Source organism: Lutispora thermophila DSM 19022 (assembly GCF_900142105.1).
Taxonomy (GTDB): Bacteria; Bacillota; Clostridia; order Lutisporales; family Lutisporaceae; genus Lutispora; species Lutispora thermophila.
Map to the genome: position 1 here is coordinate 58,360 of NZ_FQZS01000020.1, position 16,690 is coordinate 75,049.

Annotated in this window: 9 protein-coding genes and 2 pseudogenes; 2 read left to right on the forward strand and 9 right to left on the reverse strand. The window is 35.1% G+C overall.

Annotation, left to right across the window (positions count from 1 at the left end; all coding sequences use genetic code 11):
* Nucleotides 1-168 precede the first annotated feature (168 nt).
* A pseudogene (locus BUB48_RS18625) lies at nucleotides 169-1,371 on the forward strand (YeeE/YedE family protein).
* Nucleotides 1,372-1,400: 29 nt separating this feature from the next.
* Here BUB48_RS18625 and BUB48_RS13645 read toward each other — a convergent pair.
* From BUB48_RS13645 to BUB48_RS13690, 9 genes are all read right to left on the reverse strand, one after another.
* Nucleotides 1,401-2,738, reverse strand: coding sequence for an APC family permease (locus BUB48_RS13645; RefSeq protein ID WP_073026782.1), 1,338 nt, complete (start codon nucleotides 2,736-2,738; stop codon nucleotides 1,401-1,403).
* 11 nt (nucleotides 2,739-2,749) lie between these two features.
* Nucleotides 2,750-4,447: an FAD-dependent oxidoreductase gene (locus tag BUB48_RS13650; protein WP_073026783.1), complete on the reverse strand. Its 1,698-nt coding sequence runs from the start codon at nucleotides 4,445-4,447 to the stop codon at nucleotides 2,750-2,752.
* Nucleotides 4,448-4,479: 32 nt separating this feature from the next.
* The gene (locus BUB48_RS13655; protein WP_073026793.1) at nucleotides 4,480-5,760 is read right to left on the reverse strand and encodes a YeeE/YedE family protein; all 1,281 of its coding nucleotides are present in this window, start codon (nucleotides 5,758-5,760) and stop codon (nucleotides 4,480-4,482) included.
* A gap of 209 nt (nucleotides 5,761-5,969) precedes the next feature.
* On the reverse strand, nucleotides 5,970-6,746 hold the full coding sequence (locus BUB48_RS13660; protein WP_073026784.1) for a 4Fe-4S binding protein: 777 nt from the start codon (nucleotides 6,744-6,746) through the stop codon (nucleotides 5,970-5,972).
* A gap of 1,386 nt (nucleotides 6,747-8,132) precedes the next feature.
* Nucleotides 8,133-9,713 carry a DUF4435 domain-containing protein gene (locus tag BUB48_RS13670; protein WP_175548428.1) on the reverse strand — a complete coding sequence of 527 codons (1,581 nt, stop codon included), beginning with the start codon at nucleotides 9,711-9,713 and terminating at the stop codon, nucleotides 8,133-8,135.
* A gap of 163 nt (nucleotides 9,714-9,876) precedes the next feature.
* A complete protein-coding gene (locus BUB48_RS13675) occupies nucleotides 9,877-11,745 on the reverse strand; it encodes a TnsD family transposase (RefSeq protein ID WP_242944223.1) in 1,869 nt (622 codons plus the stop codon).
* A 24-nt stretch (nucleotides 11,746-11,769) separates the two neighbouring features.
* Nucleotides 11,770-13,425 carry an ATP-binding protein gene (locus BUB48_RS13680; RefSeq protein ID WP_073026787.1) on the reverse strand — a complete coding sequence of 552 codons (1,656 nt, stop codon included), beginning with the start codon at nucleotides 13,423-13,425 and terminating at the stop codon, nucleotides 11,770-11,772.
* Nucleotides 13,418-15,583 carry a Mu transposase C-terminal domain-containing protein gene (locus tag BUB48_RS13685; protein WP_073026788.1) on the reverse strand — a complete coding sequence of 722 codons (2,166 nt, stop codon included), beginning with the start codon at nucleotides 15,581-15,583 and terminating at the stop codon, nucleotides 13,418-13,420. The genes BUB48_RS13680 and BUB48_RS13685 overlap by 8 nt, the downstream gene beginning before the upstream one ends.
* Nucleotides 15,580-16,218 carry a TnsA endonuclease C-terminal domain-containing protein gene (locus BUB48_RS13690; protein ID WP_242944224.1) on the reverse strand — a complete coding sequence of 213 codons (639 nt, stop codon included), beginning with the start codon at nucleotides 16,216-16,218 and terminating at the stop codon, nucleotides 15,580-15,582. Before BUB48_RS13690 ends, BUB48_RS13685 begins: the two co-directional genes overlap by 4 nt.
* Before the next feature lie 280 nt (nucleotides 16,219-16,498).
* Here BUB48_RS13690 and BUB48_RS13695 point away from each other — a divergent pair.
* Nucleotides 16,499-16,690: pseudogene (locus tag BUB48_RS13695) on the forward strand (IS982 family transposase); the annotation flags it as partial.

The following is a 16,690-nucleotide window of genomic DNA, read 5'->3' on the forward strand; positions in this document are numbered from 1 at the left end:
CTATAATGTGGTTTACAATTGGTAATTCTGTTAAATATATTATATAATATATTTAACAGAATTACTGTAGATTACTTAGCTTATATGAGTATAGATACCCAAAGCAATAGTAGATAAGCATATCTAAAGTGTTTGTTGATTAATTATTAACAATATGAGGTGTATCTTATGTATTCAAATAAGACCAAAGGTAAGAAAAATCAAGCACCTTTTGGATTTATTATTTTGATTTTTGCCATAGGATTTGGCGTATTCTTAAACTCCTTATCTGATGTTCTCCCCTTTTATTGGATAACTGGACTAGCCTTTGGATTTGTATTACAAAGGTCTAAATTTTGCTTTGCAGCAGCAATAAGAGATCCTTACCTCATTGGCAGCACCATCCTTTCCAAATCATTGTTAATAAGCATTGCATTAACTACCATTGGTTTTACAGCAATTAAATATGGCTCCTATATCAATGGAGAAACAATTCCAGGTCAAAGACTAGTAATCAACATAAGCTTTGCAATTATAATAGGCGGTATCCTATTTGGAATAGGAATGGTTTTGGCAGGAGGATGCGCTTCTGGGGTACTCATGAGAACTGGGGAAGGTTTTTTAACTCAATTAGTAGCTTTAGTATTTTTCATAATAGGTTCTCTATGGGGAGCCCATGATTTTCAATGGTGGAATGAAAACTTTATTTCAAAGGGATTTAAAGTATTTCTACCAGATATATTTGGATGGTTTGGTGCGCTATCAGTTCAGCTCTTTTTCATTGGTCTATTATATATTCTTTTGGATAGAATAGAGTTAAATAGAACCGAGGATCTTGATGATTAAGGGGGTATAGCCTTGAATCTAAATGAAAATAAATATTATACAAAATGGTTTAAGAATTCATGGTCTTATGTTACAGGTGCAGTTTTACTCTCATTACTTCAAATTGCAACTTTAGCTGTTACAGGTGAACCTTGGAGAGTTTCATCAACAATGGCATATTGGGGAGCTTGGATTCTAGAAACTATTGGAATAGATGTTTCCCAATGGTTCTATTTTGATATAGAAGGTGGACAAGAGATATTAAAAGGAGGTTTCTTAAAGGACCCTCGCTCTATAAGGAATTTGGGAGTCATAATAGGTGCCCTTTTTTCATCTCTAATGGCATCCCAATTTAGAATAAGAAAGATTAAATCCAAAAACCAATTTATACTAGCAGCTATAGGTGGATTGCTCATGGGATATGGTTCAAGAATATCCTTAGGCTGCAATATAGGTGGTCTTTTCAGCAGTATATCAAGCTTATCCTTATCCGGTTGGATATTTGGAATTGCCGTATTTATCGGTACAATTATAGGAAGCAAGATAATAGTCAGATTTTTAATATGAAAAGTCCAAAGGAACATCTTTTGGACTTTTCATATATGTTTAACTGTCTTTAACTTAACGCTGCATTTCCTATAGTAGAAGACTCCAGCAATCACCCATATGAACATAAATATCATAGAAGGAAAACTTAGTCTTGCAGGAGATATAGGAATTACCAAAAGTCCGATAAATATAATGCTTACAATAGTTCCCACCAGTGATAGATATTTTTCCGTCTTGTTTTTGCCAATTCTATAGCTGATATAACATACATATAGATATGCTAAAGCTGCTAATAAAGATGACATGTCCACTATATATATGATTACCTGCCTGCCAAAAAATGGTGCAATCAAACTCACAAAAGTAACAAATTTTATGCCATTTTCATATACTCCTGATTTATTTTTCTCCTTATATTTCTCCGGAAACAATCCATATATTGAGAGAGCTCCAATAAGCTTACAGCTTCCTAACATAAATCCGTTAATTCCACCAATGACTGCTGATGTTAAAGCTATGCACAGTAGTACAAATCCAAGTATACCTATATTGTTTAAAACTGCTGAGCCAAGGGCCCATTCCTGCTTTAGCGCTTCTGTTGGTGTATATACTAAAGAAGTTATGATATTTAAAGCGTTGTATATGAATACCCCTGCAAATATGGATATGATTCCCATGGCTGCAGCTTTCCCAGGTTTAAAGTTTAGCTCAGTGCTAACCTGTGGAATAACATCAAATCCCACAAATAGAAAGGGTGCTATGGCTAATACCCTTGAAACCTTACCAAAATCTATTTTATTGTCCAGTACATAGTTTTCAACAAAAATTGTCTTATCAGTTTTTACCATCATTGCTGCAAGTACTGCTATTACACATACAACTAAAAATAAAACCATTATGTTTTGAGCACGAGCACTGGTCTTTACTCCTTTTATGTTGATATAAGCAAATAGTATTATGATAAAGCTTGCAATTAGTACTTCAGACAAGTATACTGGATATCCTGCCACATGGTATAGATATAGCTTTTCAATGGAAGATCCAAAGAGCCTTTTTATAACGAGTACAAAGGCAGTTGCATTTAAAGGTACTAAACTCAAATAACATAATATCAGGCTCCAGCCTACTATAAACCCGTTTAGTTTTCCCATATTCTCATAGGTATAGGAGAACTCTCCTCCATCTTCAAAGTGATTTTGCATCATCACTTGATATCCCTTTTGGATAAATATAACAGCTAATCCTCCCAATATCAGCCCTATGGCTGTATTTATAACTCCCGATTCGGGGAGAAATTTAGATCCGGGTAGGGTAAAGGAACCCCACCCTATAATTGAACCTAAAGCTAAGCTCAATATATCAATTGGATTTAATTTCTTTTCCATAGCATCACTACTTATTCAAAATTATAGTTTGTTAATATTTTATTTCTTCCTGAAACTTGATCGTTGAAATATTCGTAGTAAGAAATACCTAGGAAAGAACCTGATATATTGTATAGATTATCAAATCCCATATGCTGAAGTGCCATTATTGCGTTATAACTTCTTTGGCTTGATCGACAGTGTAGATATACTGGTCTATCTTTAGGTATTTCATCTACTCTCTGTCTTAATTCACTTAGAGGAATATTTACAGCATTTATTAAATGACCTTTTTCATATTCGTGTTTTTCTCTTACATCTATTATATAGGCATTGCTTTCTACTAGCTCTCTTACCTTTGTTACTGGAACTTGTTTGAATACCCCATTTAATATGTTTAATCCTACCAATGCTGCATGGTTTACCACGTCTTTTGCAGTACCAAACATTGGTGAATAGCATAGTTCTAATTCCTTCAAATCCTCTAAAGTTCCATCCATAGCAATCAATGTTGCAATTACGTCAATTCTCTTGTCAACAGCACCTTTTCCTATAGCTTGAGCTCCTAATATCTTGCCAGTTGGAACTTCAAATAGCAATTTAAAGTGCATTGGATTGCTATTTGGCATAAGCCCAACCTTATCTCCAGGGATTACATATACAAAGTCGTAGCTAATACCTGCTTGTTTTGCTTGTTTTTCATTAAGACCTGTACAAGCTGCATTCATATTAAATACTCTAATAACTGATGAGCCTATTACCCCATTATTTCTTACAGGCATATTATACATATGGTCTGCAGCAGCTCTTGCCTGTCTTTGTGCAGGTCCTGCAAGAGCAAGTCTTGATGGTTTATGAGTTAATCTATTATATACTTCAATGGCATCTCCTACTGCGTATATATCCTCGTCACTAGTCCTATAGTTGTGGTCTACTTTAATTCCTCCTGTTTCCCCTATTTCTAGACCGGCTTCCCTAGCTAATTGAGTTTCTGGTCTTACACCTATAGCCATTACTATAGCTTCAGCCTTTACTCTTCTACCTGACTGTAATTCTATATAGTCTTCTCCTATTTTCTTAACACCATCTTCAAGTATTAAATCTACTCCCTGATCCATTATTTCCTTATGAAGAATTTGAACCATATCGTAATCGAAAGGTGCCATAACTTGGTTTAAGGCCTCTACTAATGAAATATCAATACCTGCTAAACGCAAGTTTTCTGCTACTTCAAGACCTATAAAGCCTCCGCCTATTACTGCTACATCCTTTATATTATTTTCCTTTATATACCTGCTTAGATTATCAATATCCACTACATTCCTTACAGTAAATACATTTTTGTTGTGTACTCCTTCAATGCTGTTTGGAAGAATTGGGCTAGCCCCTGGAGAAAGAACCAATTTGTCATAAGCTTCTTCATATTCTCTTCCTGTAGCTAAATCTTTAACTACTATAGTTTTTTTGTCTCTATTGATTTTGGTCACTTCATTGTTTACTCTAACTTCAATATTGTACTGGGATTTAAATGTTTCTGGATCCATCAACACCAATGAATCCACATCCTCAACTATTCCACTTAAGTAAAATGGTAATGAACAGTTGGAAAAGGATACATGAGGTCCCCTTTCAAATATTATGATTTCAGCAGATTCATCCAACCTTCTAGCTCTAGCTGCTGCAGAAGCTCCTCCTGCAACTCCTCCTATTACTAAAATTCTATTGCTCATTTTTTCTCCCCCTTATATTTTAATTTGATATTCTATGCTCTCCACTTTTTAGCACATGTATTGCCTATGGCTCCTCCTATAACCATAAATACTAAGAACACCCAACCTGAAAGTGAAAATTGTGCGATTGGTGTATATAATGCTCCCACATTACATCCATTTGCCATACGAGTTCCTAAGCCCATGGTTATACCACCTAAAGCATAAAGCAATACTTCTCTTTTAGTAATTTTCATCTCTGACATAAAAGTCTCCTTAAATTTACCAGCAGTTAATAGATAGATTGCTGTACCAACTAGTATTCCAAAGTTTTGAACTGAAACGCCATGTTCAAAAAATGGTACTGTATAGAATTCAGGAGATTGTTTACTAAATGACGCAAGAGATTCAGGTGAAACGCCAAAGGCCATTAGCACTTTACCAAACCACATACCGTAAGGAGTGGAAGCTCCCCAACCGGATTTGGTTACTCCCATTAGTAGCACAAATAATAAGGTTAAAACTACAGCTCCTTGTGTTAAAGTCCAAGGTTTAACAAATATTATTTCATAGGTTTCAGCACTAAATAATTTAGAAATACTATGCTCTCTTTTCTGTAAAGAATCCTGTACCTTTTCCATAGGATGTCCTATGTAGGTACCGTTTTCCTTACGTCTGTTTTCGTATACATAGGACATAAAAACTACTATACCGCAAAATATACCAGTTAACACCAGTGCTCCTATATAGCCTCCTAAGCCATCTCCTTTAAATAGGTCCGGTAAAAATACACCTCCTCCATATGTCTCACCTACTGGTGTAGAAATCCATGAATTAGTAACCCATGTTGCAGTTTTTTGAATAGGAAATCCCAAGAAAACACCTAAGCTAAAGAATATTAAGGTAACAATAGCCCTTGGTAAACCAGTTACTAAATCAGTTAGAACTCCACTAGCACAACATGAAGAAAAGGACATCCCAAATCCAAATAATATACCTCCTAATATGAGTCCTAAGTTAATGGGATTAATGGAAAGACTGTACATTGCCATATCCTCTGAACTAATTAGGAAAGCAGTAGTTGATAAAGCTGTAATGAAAAACATAAGCATTAAAGTTCTCATTAATTTTGTAGATCCAGTATTATATGCACGATTTACACTACCAGCAAAGCCTGTGTAGGCTCTTGTCAAGGTATAGCCTAAAGCTGTTCCAATCACAAGTCTAAAAAATAACATATCTGTTTTTAATAAAGCCTTTCCAAAAACTAATATTATGAAAATTCCTATAAAACCTAATGCAACTTCAATTTTGCTTAAATTAGCCTTTACCATGGTTTCTAAAGAATCCAATGTAGCATCAGCATTACTTATACTAGCCTTCTTATCCATGTAATAACCCCCTTTAGTCTTTTAGTCTATAACTAATTTATGTTTATTATATAACTAACAATCTTTGATAAATAATCGCACTTTCTTATGCTGTATAAGAAATTTTAATAGCTTAAATCTAAATCCATTAGATAATCCTATACCCATGAGGTTTATGAAACCTCATGGGTAGATATTTTTTCAACGGTTTTCTTTAACTGGTTTGCTTCTTCTTTAGTCTTTAATGACAGAATATTTGCAGGGCAATTTACAACACATGTGCCACATTTTATACAGTTTATATCATGGAATTGATTGTCCTCTCCAAAATGTAAATAGGGTGTCAGTTGGAATGGACATACCCTTGAACATTTTCCACATTCGTAGCATTTGTCTATGTTTTCTATGGTAACTTTCTTTTCTGTTTTTTCCACAATTCCCGTAAGCCTACCTAATCTATTGGATAATTTCTGTATTGTTCCCATGGGGCAAAATTGACACCAAGTTCTTGGATTAATTAACACTGCCACTAATCCACCAACTATCAAAACCATTAAGTAAGTTGTAACAAACACGTATCCTAGCTTATCAAGAAAATCATGACTTCCCCACAGCTTTATTACATTGATTATCCTTCTGGAGAAATTGAACATAAAGAATATAAAAAATCCTATAATCATATACTTTGATTTTAAAAAATTAGGTATCTTTTTATTTAAGCTTATAGGCATTGCTATTCTGTCAAATAGAGAACCATGAGGGCAGAAATTCCCGCACCAGTACCTCCCTGTGAAAAAGGAAGTGATAGTTAAACCTAACATGATCAATATCACTAATAAGCCTAGTTTTGGTTCCCATAGTCCACCAATGGCTACTAGTACTGTAAATATCCAAGCATTTTTTCTTATGGTAGTAAAGGTCCTATTAGTTTTAATATAGTAATTTGCCATAGTATACCTCCTATAAATTATTATATACCACTAGGGGGTATATGTATATTATAATCATAGTTGTATACACATAAAAAACTCATGTCAAAACCCAACACCCCCTCAACCCCTTGTCCCATCTATCCTTAACCATATTTACCTATTTTCTTCCAGATAAAAAAGTCATGTCAAAAATCACCCACTTTCCTTGTTCTTTTCTCCTAATAATTTCCTATTTTTACTCTCATTTTAGATAAAAAAGTCGTGTCATAAATAGGGATAAGTATCAAGAGAAAAGGGAAAAGTTTTAATCAATATCTTTCATCAATACTCTATTCAAATCCAATAAAATCAATACTTTTAACCTTATACCTTACCCCTTAACCCTACTCATCCTAAAACAAAAATCATGGCTCCAATAAGGTTTTCTACCCTATTTTCACCATGACTTTTAACATGACTTTTTTATTTTTAACACGACTTTTTTATTCGTGACACGAGTTTTTTTGGGTTATACATCAGTCTTATCCCTTATACCTTAACCCTTTCAGCCCCTTTTACTTGCAAAAAACAAACCCCGCAGCAAAACAAGATTTCTCCTGCATCTGCTACGGGATTTTGGAACGAACTTTATTTTGACAGAGTCAACTTTATTATCATGGAGTGGAGTTTATTTTGTATATACAACAGAGTCAACTTTATTATCATGGAGTGGAGTTTATTTTGTATATACACGAGTTGTATATTTAAAATAAACTCCGCTCCAAACCGAAATCCCTCAAACCCTTATCCCTTCTCGCCTTAGGCCCATTCCCCTAATTCTTTCCATATAATAAAGTCGGTTCTAAAATTCAATATTTTCATTCCATTTAATAACATTTCTTCCTTATTTGTTGTAACAATTTTTAAAATAAAGTTGGTTCTAAATAGGAACATGTTGCAAGGAAAAAAGGGATAAGGTTGCATTTTTCCATGTTCTTTTTCTAATCTTTTTATCAATCCTGGTATCAATATTTAGTCAATATAGTACTCTCAATTTCTTTAAAATCAATACCTATAGCCTTATTCCTTACTCCTTAATCCTAACATACACCTTAGCACTTCTCTCCAATAAAAACGCAAACCCCGCAGCAAAACAAGATTTCTCTTGCATCTACTGCGAGGTTTTGGAACGAACTTTATTTTTATAGAGCGAACTTTATTATCATGGAGCGAACTTTATTTGAATTATACATAGTTAGTCAGGATATTGAGGGTTATGGGTTAAGTTTTTCTGTTAATATTGAGTGCCAGTATCCCATAAGAGACAACAGCCTAATTATCCAAAGATACATTTAAATACTAAATTGCTTCAATTTAATAATAGTCATTTTATTGCTATAGTCAGTATACATTATTTCTGAGATATCAACTTATTTTAGGTAAATATTTTTCTAGACCATTTATTATTTTTTCCTTTTTATCAGTGTTTAATAATCTCAACACTAACTCGATATATTCATTATTTTTAAGCCCAAAAATATTACCTATACTTTTGGCAATACCTTTATTATTAAAATACATTAGTATATCCTCATATTTATCTTCACCATTCAATTTCTCAAACAACTGCATATATTTATTCTCTATTTGCTTAACATCTATTACTTGTAATATATTGTTAGCCTTTTGTTGTATTCCTTCTATATTATTATCGTTTATATCATAATTGCTAAGTAAGAATTTTATTTCACTAACCACTGCATTCCTAATTTGTGTTTCTAAACTCTTAGAAAATATATCTTTGATAAACTCAATAGCATCTTTTACTTTAGAAGAATCTAATGCTTGGTTTTCAGCAACAACTTCTAGTATTTCTGTGACAATAAATAGATTTTCAACCTCTGCAATATTCAAAGTATATACATTTTGTTCCTTCAACGATTTTATTTCTTCTTCTGTTCTGTAATCTCTATCAATTAAACCATACGCTTCTAAATGATGTAACTGACGATGGTTTCTCATTGCTTTTGTTGATTCAATGACTTTTAGACAACTTTTACATGGCACAATATAAAAGTCTGAATAAAAATACTGATACAAGGAATAATCAAAACTATCTCTTGTTCCCTCTACAAATAGAACCTTTTTCCTAGTTCCCAATAACTCTAATAATAATTCTTCTGGTATATCATCATTTCCTTCTACAAACTCATAATTCCAGTTGTCATTTCCTAAATACTCATGTACCCATAATTTTTTTGAATTCCTATGTGCTGATGCGAATTGAATATCATGAGTAATATATATGAATAAACAGTCTTTTCTTTGTCCTTCAAGTTTACTCCATAGTCTATTCATTATAGACCTATGTAAATGAAGTTCAGGTTCATCAATTATTATTATAGAATTCATAGGTGCACATAAACATTGTCCCATTAAATACAGGGCTACTCTCTCACCATCACTCATTTCTTTCCCAGGATATTCTGAATTCGATAATTTTGCAGAAACTTTTGCATCACTCAGGATAATTTCTCTATGTGGAAAAATGTCTTTCCAAAGTTCAATAATTATATCTATTTCTGATTTTGGTGCTTTATCATGTGTTAAACCACTTGCTTCTTTTTCTTTGCATTCTCTAACATACTGTTCATATAGTTTATTTTGTTTGGCAAATAGAGTAGAAAGAACTTTATCGTAGTCATTTAATAACGATGTTGTATATTTTCCCCATTCCCATCTTTGTCCTTTCTGAGGATTTTTATTTGTATCTCCCCAAAACAATTCATCAAATGCTTGTTCATAACTCTTTAAACTAACGTAATCGGGTACTACCAAAGACCTTTGTGCTGCGATTCTATGTACATTTTTCATATTATTTCTTTCAATCCATGCACCCAATCTGCTCTTTCCTGAACCATTTGCACCAATAATGACAATTGATTGATATTGTCCAATATCATACTCTTTCTTAATAGTATCTTTGTCAGGCAACATTACCTTCATAAGTTTCCCCCCTAAATCCAATAGATAGAACCTTATAGATGTAGTTTTGTACTCCATTGTATTTATCGAATAATATCCTCAAAAAGCAATAAATTGCATTCCTGATATACACACATATTTTACAATGTCTGTATTCTATTAGCAACTTTATAAATTTTATCATTTATAATTGTACAGTCCTATTTATATAATCCTCTAACTCGAATACGTATTTCTCCCTTACTCCAGCCTTCCTCATTATCTTCCACATTTGCAGTTCTTCTCCTTCTTTCTCTAATTCCTTAACTGCCCAGCGAATTCTCCTTACCCTGAAGTCGTGATTAGTCTCTTTAACAGAATCTAGGTATGCTTTTGTCTTTGGAAGTTTATCTAAATGTTTTTCAAGCAAGCCCCTTATACTTAATTTACTACCAATTAAACTAATGGTAATCCTTTCAGGCTTTCCATCCGAATTCAGCATCTTATCAACTATTCCTTTTATCTGAGACAATATCTCATTATCTCTTTGGTTCCAATCAACTCTGCTGTTTACAGCATTAGCCACTTTTTTATCAGGTGAGTTCTTGTTTAGCCATTCCCTGTCATTTCTATAAAGCCAGGCAAATAAAGCCTTATCAACCTGCCGTAATTGCGTTTTTCCCATCTCTGGATATTGCTTTCTTAATTCATTCCACTTTTCCCTGTAATAATCCTTGTTCAGATTTGTTGAAGAATAAATATTTCCATCATTATCATATACACTATCGTCCTCACTCCGCTTTTCCCAGTAAGTAGTTAATCCAAGTTTTTTAGCATACTTCTTAACTGTATTAGGGTCTACTCCTAGTGACCTTGCTGTTTCTCTTAAACTTAACTTTCGGTCTACTAATTCTTTGAGCCTCTCCTCCCATACTTGCCCAAACCTTTTTATCCTTCCGAATCTATATTTTGCATCCTCAGACTCATCTGGCCCACTTCTGGTATAAACAAAACCGCAAGTACAAGAAAAAGTCCCAACAGAACATTTTGAATCTGTACTGTATGCAACTTTTAAGTCAGAAACAACTGGCTTTAGGTAGTGGTCTGACGCTGCATTCAAACAAGGCCACGGTCCATCTCCAAAAGGCTTATATTCCATCTTTTTGTAAAATAAATCATGAAGTGAAATTCCAAGAAAACGGGCCAAAAGCAAATGTCTGATAGGATGAGCAGTCTTATTTTTCTTTCTTATCATATCTATTAGCCAGTTTGAATCGTTATCTACATCAACACCGGACTGAACAATTTCTAAAAATTTTTCGCCATAATAATCAATAAATTCTTTTATAAACTCCTTTTGATGCACTTTTCCGTTTGAAGTTGCAAATCCCATTTCCATCATCTTTGCGAGATACTGCTCTTTATACCATTCTATATCTCTCTTTTCAAAGTCGCTGTTAAGCAAAACCTGAGCATCCTCTGCGAGCCTAATCAGTTTTTCAAAAACATCATCAGAGTAGTTGATAACAATATCGAGTTCTACACAGTTCTCTTCGCTAGCAGCCTTATATTGGTGTTTATTATATCCCCTGACCGGCACTTGGCTATTATATAAAGGAACATAATGTTTTGGGCATACCAGTACCCCAGGAATTTGATGAACTCTATGCCAGTATAACTCCCCGTATTTCAATTTATCTTCTTTAGCGCAGGCGGAGCAAAATATAAAATACTGGTTTAATGTTATAGAACTGGCCATAATTCCAGTCCGGCTATATATGCTTCCTCCATTTTCTCCTTTCATTGATTCAAAAATCTGTTCTGCACGCACAGGAGACAGGAAAACAGAATAAAATGGGAAAAGAGTATGGTTTTTAATAAGATATTCTTCAGTATATCGGGAATTAAGGGGCATGTTATTAACAAGGTTCTGTATATTGGAAGGCAGGTCCATCACCGCTGTTACGGAAGTTGAACCGAAAAGGTCTCTCAATGTAGCCTTATAACTTGTATTCCCACTCCGCACGTGGTACCTTGCAAAGACGCTGTATAATACTTCATCCTCATAAGGCATAGGAAAAAACGTCATCATTTTGTGCTACACCGCCTTGAAAAAGTCATTTTCCACCTGCTTAATAAGTCCTTTTTCTCTTAATGATTCATAGGCTGATTTTTTATTTTTCCTGCCTTCCTCTACAATAAACCTTATATCATAATCATCCAATTTCTCCACTTTACTCTTTTTCGTTTGTTTTGATTTAGCATTGGTTGCTATCATCTGTACCGCCTTTATTACAATCTCAGAAACTTCAAGTTCTTCTTCATTATCGAGAACCTTCTCTACTGCTTTTTGAGCCTTTTTTGCATCAATATTCAAGTCCAGCAATTTTAAAATTGCTTGTTCCTTCTTTGAAAGATTTTCTTCCTTTTCTTTTTCCTTTTGCTGCTTTTGGAGTATTTTCATCCTCATATCCCAGTCTAATGACTGTTTGCTTTTGTCCACAAATCCCAGAAAGTCAATGTCTACAGCGCAAATATCCTCATATTTGGCGATTTCTTTAATGTTTCCCGATTTTAAGGCTTCCAGCATGGGGCGGACCAACTTTAAATTATCTTTTGCAACCTGCCTAATCAGATTTGCAGTAATATCCTCCCTTCCTGAGAGGATAGCCCGTATTTGGGACATAGCATAAAGTTTTACCGCAATGTCAATGATGCCCTGTGACTCTTCATATAGCACATCGTTTAATTCAGGTGTTAGCGGTACTTCCTTTTTGGTCCATTGATAATCCCAAAGTGCATTGATTAGCAAATCCCAACTTTTATCTTTGCTCAACCTCTCCCAAACCATATCTCCCTGACCACTGCCGCGCCTTGCCTGACGAAATTCCGATTGTAAAACCGATAATGCTTTTGTGGTACCGATAAGTAAGACAGGTACACCAATGGTATTGACAAGGGTGACAAAAAAGTTAAGCATCTTCTCATCCCCACCGCTTTTTGCCCCATTTAAATGCTGAATCTCATCTATGACCAATACGCCTAAGGCTGTATTCCTGGCTATCTGGGATATAATAGAGAGCATATTGTCTACGGTTTTCCTCCCTACCCCGAACTTCTTATAATAATCCGTACCCAACAGGTCGTCTACCTTATGGAAAAACTCTATGCAGAGACCCTTCAAGGAACCGTCAAATGGGCAGTCTAACTTCAGCCAAACCAGTTGGTACATACTAAAATTGATATTCTTATATTGTGAATGAACAATTATCTGAGGAAAAAGGGATAATACACGGTTGATAGCCGTTGTCTTGCCCATTCCACTTGCCCCTATAATTGTAAAGCCCGCTGCAGTAGTCCTGAAGGACTCATTGCTGCTTAATTCCCATTTCAGGCTTTGTATCGCCTTATATCCATCATGAAGGCTTTCAGCATAAGAAGGTTTAAATGGGTTACGTGCCAGGTATCCTTGCCTTATAACCCTGCTTATCCTGCTTTCAAGGTCAAGATGAATACCAAGGGGCTGGAAGCACTGGAACAACCGCTGAACCATATGGATGCGGTAGTGACTTTCCAATTGCCTTTCTTCTGGGTTATAGCGCGGATAAAGTGCAAGTTTCTCCACTACTTCTTCCTGTGAATAAATTGGCGGTAGCGCTTCAATAAACGGGTTTCCGCTGTATTCAGGTATCAACTGTTCCTTGTATTCTGCAACTACAGCGTTAGCACCGTTAGGTATTATTACTTTATTCATGGATTTTCTTTAAGGCCTCCTTCTGTTTTCTTAGTAAAAGGTCTATTGCATCATTCTCGTCAAACTGTTCCTTCTGCTCCATTCTATTGAACGATATAACTTCTGCCTTATTTCCTGTGTCTTTTTTATCCAGTTCAAAGGCTTCCTTTCCCCGATTTAACATCTTTTCTATTCTCCTGTTATTTCTAATCCCTCTTTTACGCTTCGAATCGCTTTCATCTGACTTTTCTTCTTTAAAGGATTTCTCTGCCTCTTTTGCAATATTTTCAATCTCAGTAATTAAATCAACCTTAGCCTGTAGTTCCTTATCTTCCGCTATTTTTATTTGAAGTTTCTCCTCTTCAAGAAGGTATTGAATTTCCTCAAGATTTTTATCTTTATACCTATCCTGGTGTTCCAGGAGAAAACATTTCTCGAAGTCCATGCCATTTTGCTCCTTGATATAAATAAAGTTCATATTGCGGGGGTCATAGGAAACATCAATCTTCCATGTTCCTTTATTTCTCGCCTTTTCAAACCATCTCTCCTTAAGAGTTTTTGGTGAAGCATAATACAAGCCTTTGAATTTTATCCCCTTTGCCGTTACAGTTGCTGCATCTGAGGGCATAAGATTTAGTTTAACGATATCCTCTGGTACACTCCGCAATTTTCCCGCACAGTTTGCAATCCCCCAGTTCCATATTTCCCGTGGAATACATTCTACTTCATCAGCAACCATCATCTCTTCCCTGTCATAGTTTTTAAGATGGTACTGGTTATTATGGTACAGGGCACATTTTATGATTATCTGTGTAAACTGGTATATATCCAATTTGGCATCCAACCTGTAATCCCTGTCGCCACGCTCTCTCACATCAGGGTCAACAGTACCAGGCAAAAGCGGTTTTACCCTTATATTAGTAATTCTGAAATGCTGTTCAATAACTGCTTTCCAGTCTGCCCGATATGGGGGAGTATTCTGTATCTTTACATGTAGAGAATTAATAAGGTTTTCAACATTCTTGCCTTCAAGTTCCCCTCTGTCCGCCAGAATAGCCTCTGGCAAGTGATGGACAGGCCAGTCCTTTTCTTCAATATCTATTCCATACTCCTTGCAAAAGGCAACTTTGTCGGACGCTGCATTTGCAAGAGCCATCATAGCCCCTATCCAACTTGGCCCCTCTAAGCCAACATAAATACCAACAACCATCCTGCTGAAAACATCTATAACCCCGTAAATTACCGGTCTTCCAATTATCCAGTTCCTGTTATAACGGCTCACAAGATAAATGTCACCTACAGTTGCATCAATCTGATAGATACTTCCTGGCGCAATTGCTTCCGAAGTTGTATTGCCTAAAAGTGGTCTATACTGCTGCTCATATTTTTTACTGCTTTGTCTGGATGAAATTTGCTTTTTTAAATTGATATTCTTATAATACCAGTAACGGAATTGGGCATATGTAGGCACCTCTCCTATGGGTTTTATTACAGGAACTCTTATGCCGTTTTCTATCCTGAATTCATCGCTGAAGAATTCTTTTCTCATCAGTTCATATGCAAGTTTAAGGGAATTTTTGGCACCTGTATGATAGTATTTATTGATAGCGATATTAAATATCTTTTTTACTTCTTCATCTACATTGATTCCCTCACCCACCAGTTCCGCATTTTTTCGTCTGCGCCCACGCTTTTTGTCTCCTGCCCGTCTTTCTTTACCCGGACCTCCACATAAATAGTAGTCCGGAAGCAAAGCGTTCTTTATTTTCCCTCTCTTCCAGAATCGTTTAAGGTAGTTTGAAACAGTTTTTTCATGTAAGTTATAAATAGACGATGCTTTTAAAACAAGTTCTCTCCGTTCTTTCTTATAAAAAATCACAGGCTCAAGCGTAACCAGTTCCTTAATTACTTCCCATGCTCTATCCCGTATTTCTTTTGATTTCTCTGATAATTCTCCTTCATCAACAACCTTAACAAATGGGTCTCTCTCCAATATACCTGCAATCCCATGCTTAATGCCTTCTTCAATATCAGAAATACTTCTTGGGAACGGACTTTCATTTGAATATATGTTTATAACATATGCAAGGTTTTGCTGCCTATCAAGCCACAAAATCCTTTCTACACTTTCTTTATCATTATCCTGTCCCCATTTGATTAGTGTATTTACTGCTATCATAGTATTCTCACCCTTTCTGGTAAACTCTGCTTTATAATTTCTATACTTTGGGTCGAATCATTAAGGTCGATTTTTTTATTCATGTCCACCATTATCCTTTTAAGGGCAATTAAACGCTTGAATATGTACACCCCTGACCCTGTATCTAAATTAAACAACCTGTCAAATTGGGTAGTGAAATTTCTAATCGAAGTACTGTTCCCTGCCAATTTTTCAACAAAAGCATTGCAGTAATAGTCAACCTCTTCATCTGTAAATCCTCTTTCATCAGCAGGATATAAGGATGAGTGAACCCATTCTATATTCTTTGCTTTAACCACTGGAATCTCTTTTTGCGTTACTATTCCCCAATCAATATTTTGGCTCTGCCAGTATCTCCTCTCTATTTCCAGCCTTTCTAATGCTGTTTTGCGCTCAAGTTCATAATCCGCCTTAAGGCTTCTGGCAAGATACGCTATTTTACCGTTTGGTTTTTTCAAGGTTATTAAAAATGATGTAGATAGAATATAGGGTGTTCCTGTATCTTTATCTTTAAATAAGTCGAAGTTTAAACCAGCCTTATTTTGTATTACTTCTTCACAGTTAAATAAAGGATAGTGCTCCCTGATATCTAAAACATCATCCTCCCATTCCAACAGGTAAAAATATCGTGTCTCCGAATCCGTAAAAAAATGATGAATTCTTTTTGTTTTCCATCCAAATACACGTGATACCCTGCCTTTGCTTGGAAAATCCTGTACAGTAAGCCAGGGCTTGTAATCCTTGCCTTCCCCTTGCCCTCTCCCTTCCTGTATCCATTTTTTTAATTTAACTTGTTGTGCTAGCTTTGAATTACCAAAAATCTACGAATGAAAAACTCCAACATATTATGTAACCTATCATTAATAACCACAAAAATGATAGGGGGTCACATATATGCTGGAGTCTGATAGAAACTATTCTATCAAAGAAATTGGAGATTTAAAAGACTTTATAACTGTCGCTTATGTCATAATTGACGACATTTACCAAGAAGTAACTCCAACACATATTAAAAAACGTTGCAATATCAATACTTCTAAGATGAGTGATAGTGAAATAATTACCTTAAGCATTGTTGCTGAATTA

What these genes read in the sequence shown, in the direction of transcription:
- BUB48_RS13645 (WP_073026782.1), bottom strand. Translation starts at nt 2,738, where the DNA reads ATGGAAAAGAAATTAAATCCAATTGATATATTGAGCTTAGCTTTAGGT.
- BUB48_RS13670 (WP_175548428.1), bottom strand. Translation starts at nt 9,713, where the DNA reads ATGAAGGTAATGTTGCCTGACAAAGATACTATTAAGAAAGAGTATGAT.
- BUB48_RS13660 (WP_073026784.1), bottom strand. Translation starts at nt 6,746, where the DNA reads ATGGCAAATTACTATATTAAAACTAATAGGACCTTTACTACCATAAGA.
- BUB48_RS13655 (WP_073026793.1), bottom strand. Translation starts at nt 5,760, where the DNA reads ATGGTAAAGGCTAATTTAAGCAAAATTGAAGTTGCATTAGGTTTTATA.
- BUB48_RS13685 (WP_073026788.1), bottom strand. Translation starts at nt 15,583, where the DNA reads ATGATAGCAGTAAATACACTAATCAAATGGGGACAGGATAATGATAAA.
- BUB48_RS13680 (WP_073026787.1), bottom strand. Translation starts at nt 13,425, where the DNA reads ATGAATAAAGTAATAATACCTAACGGTGCTAACGCTGTAGTTGCAGAA.
- BUB48_RS13650 (WP_073026783.1), bottom strand. Translation starts at nt 4,447, where the DNA reads ATGAGCAATAGAATTTTAGTAATAGGAGGAGTTGCAGGAGGAGCTTCT.
- BUB48_RS13675 (WP_242944223.1), bottom strand. Translation starts at nt 11,745, where the DNA reads ATGCCTTATGAGGATGAAGTATTATACAGCGTCTTTGCAAGGTACCAC.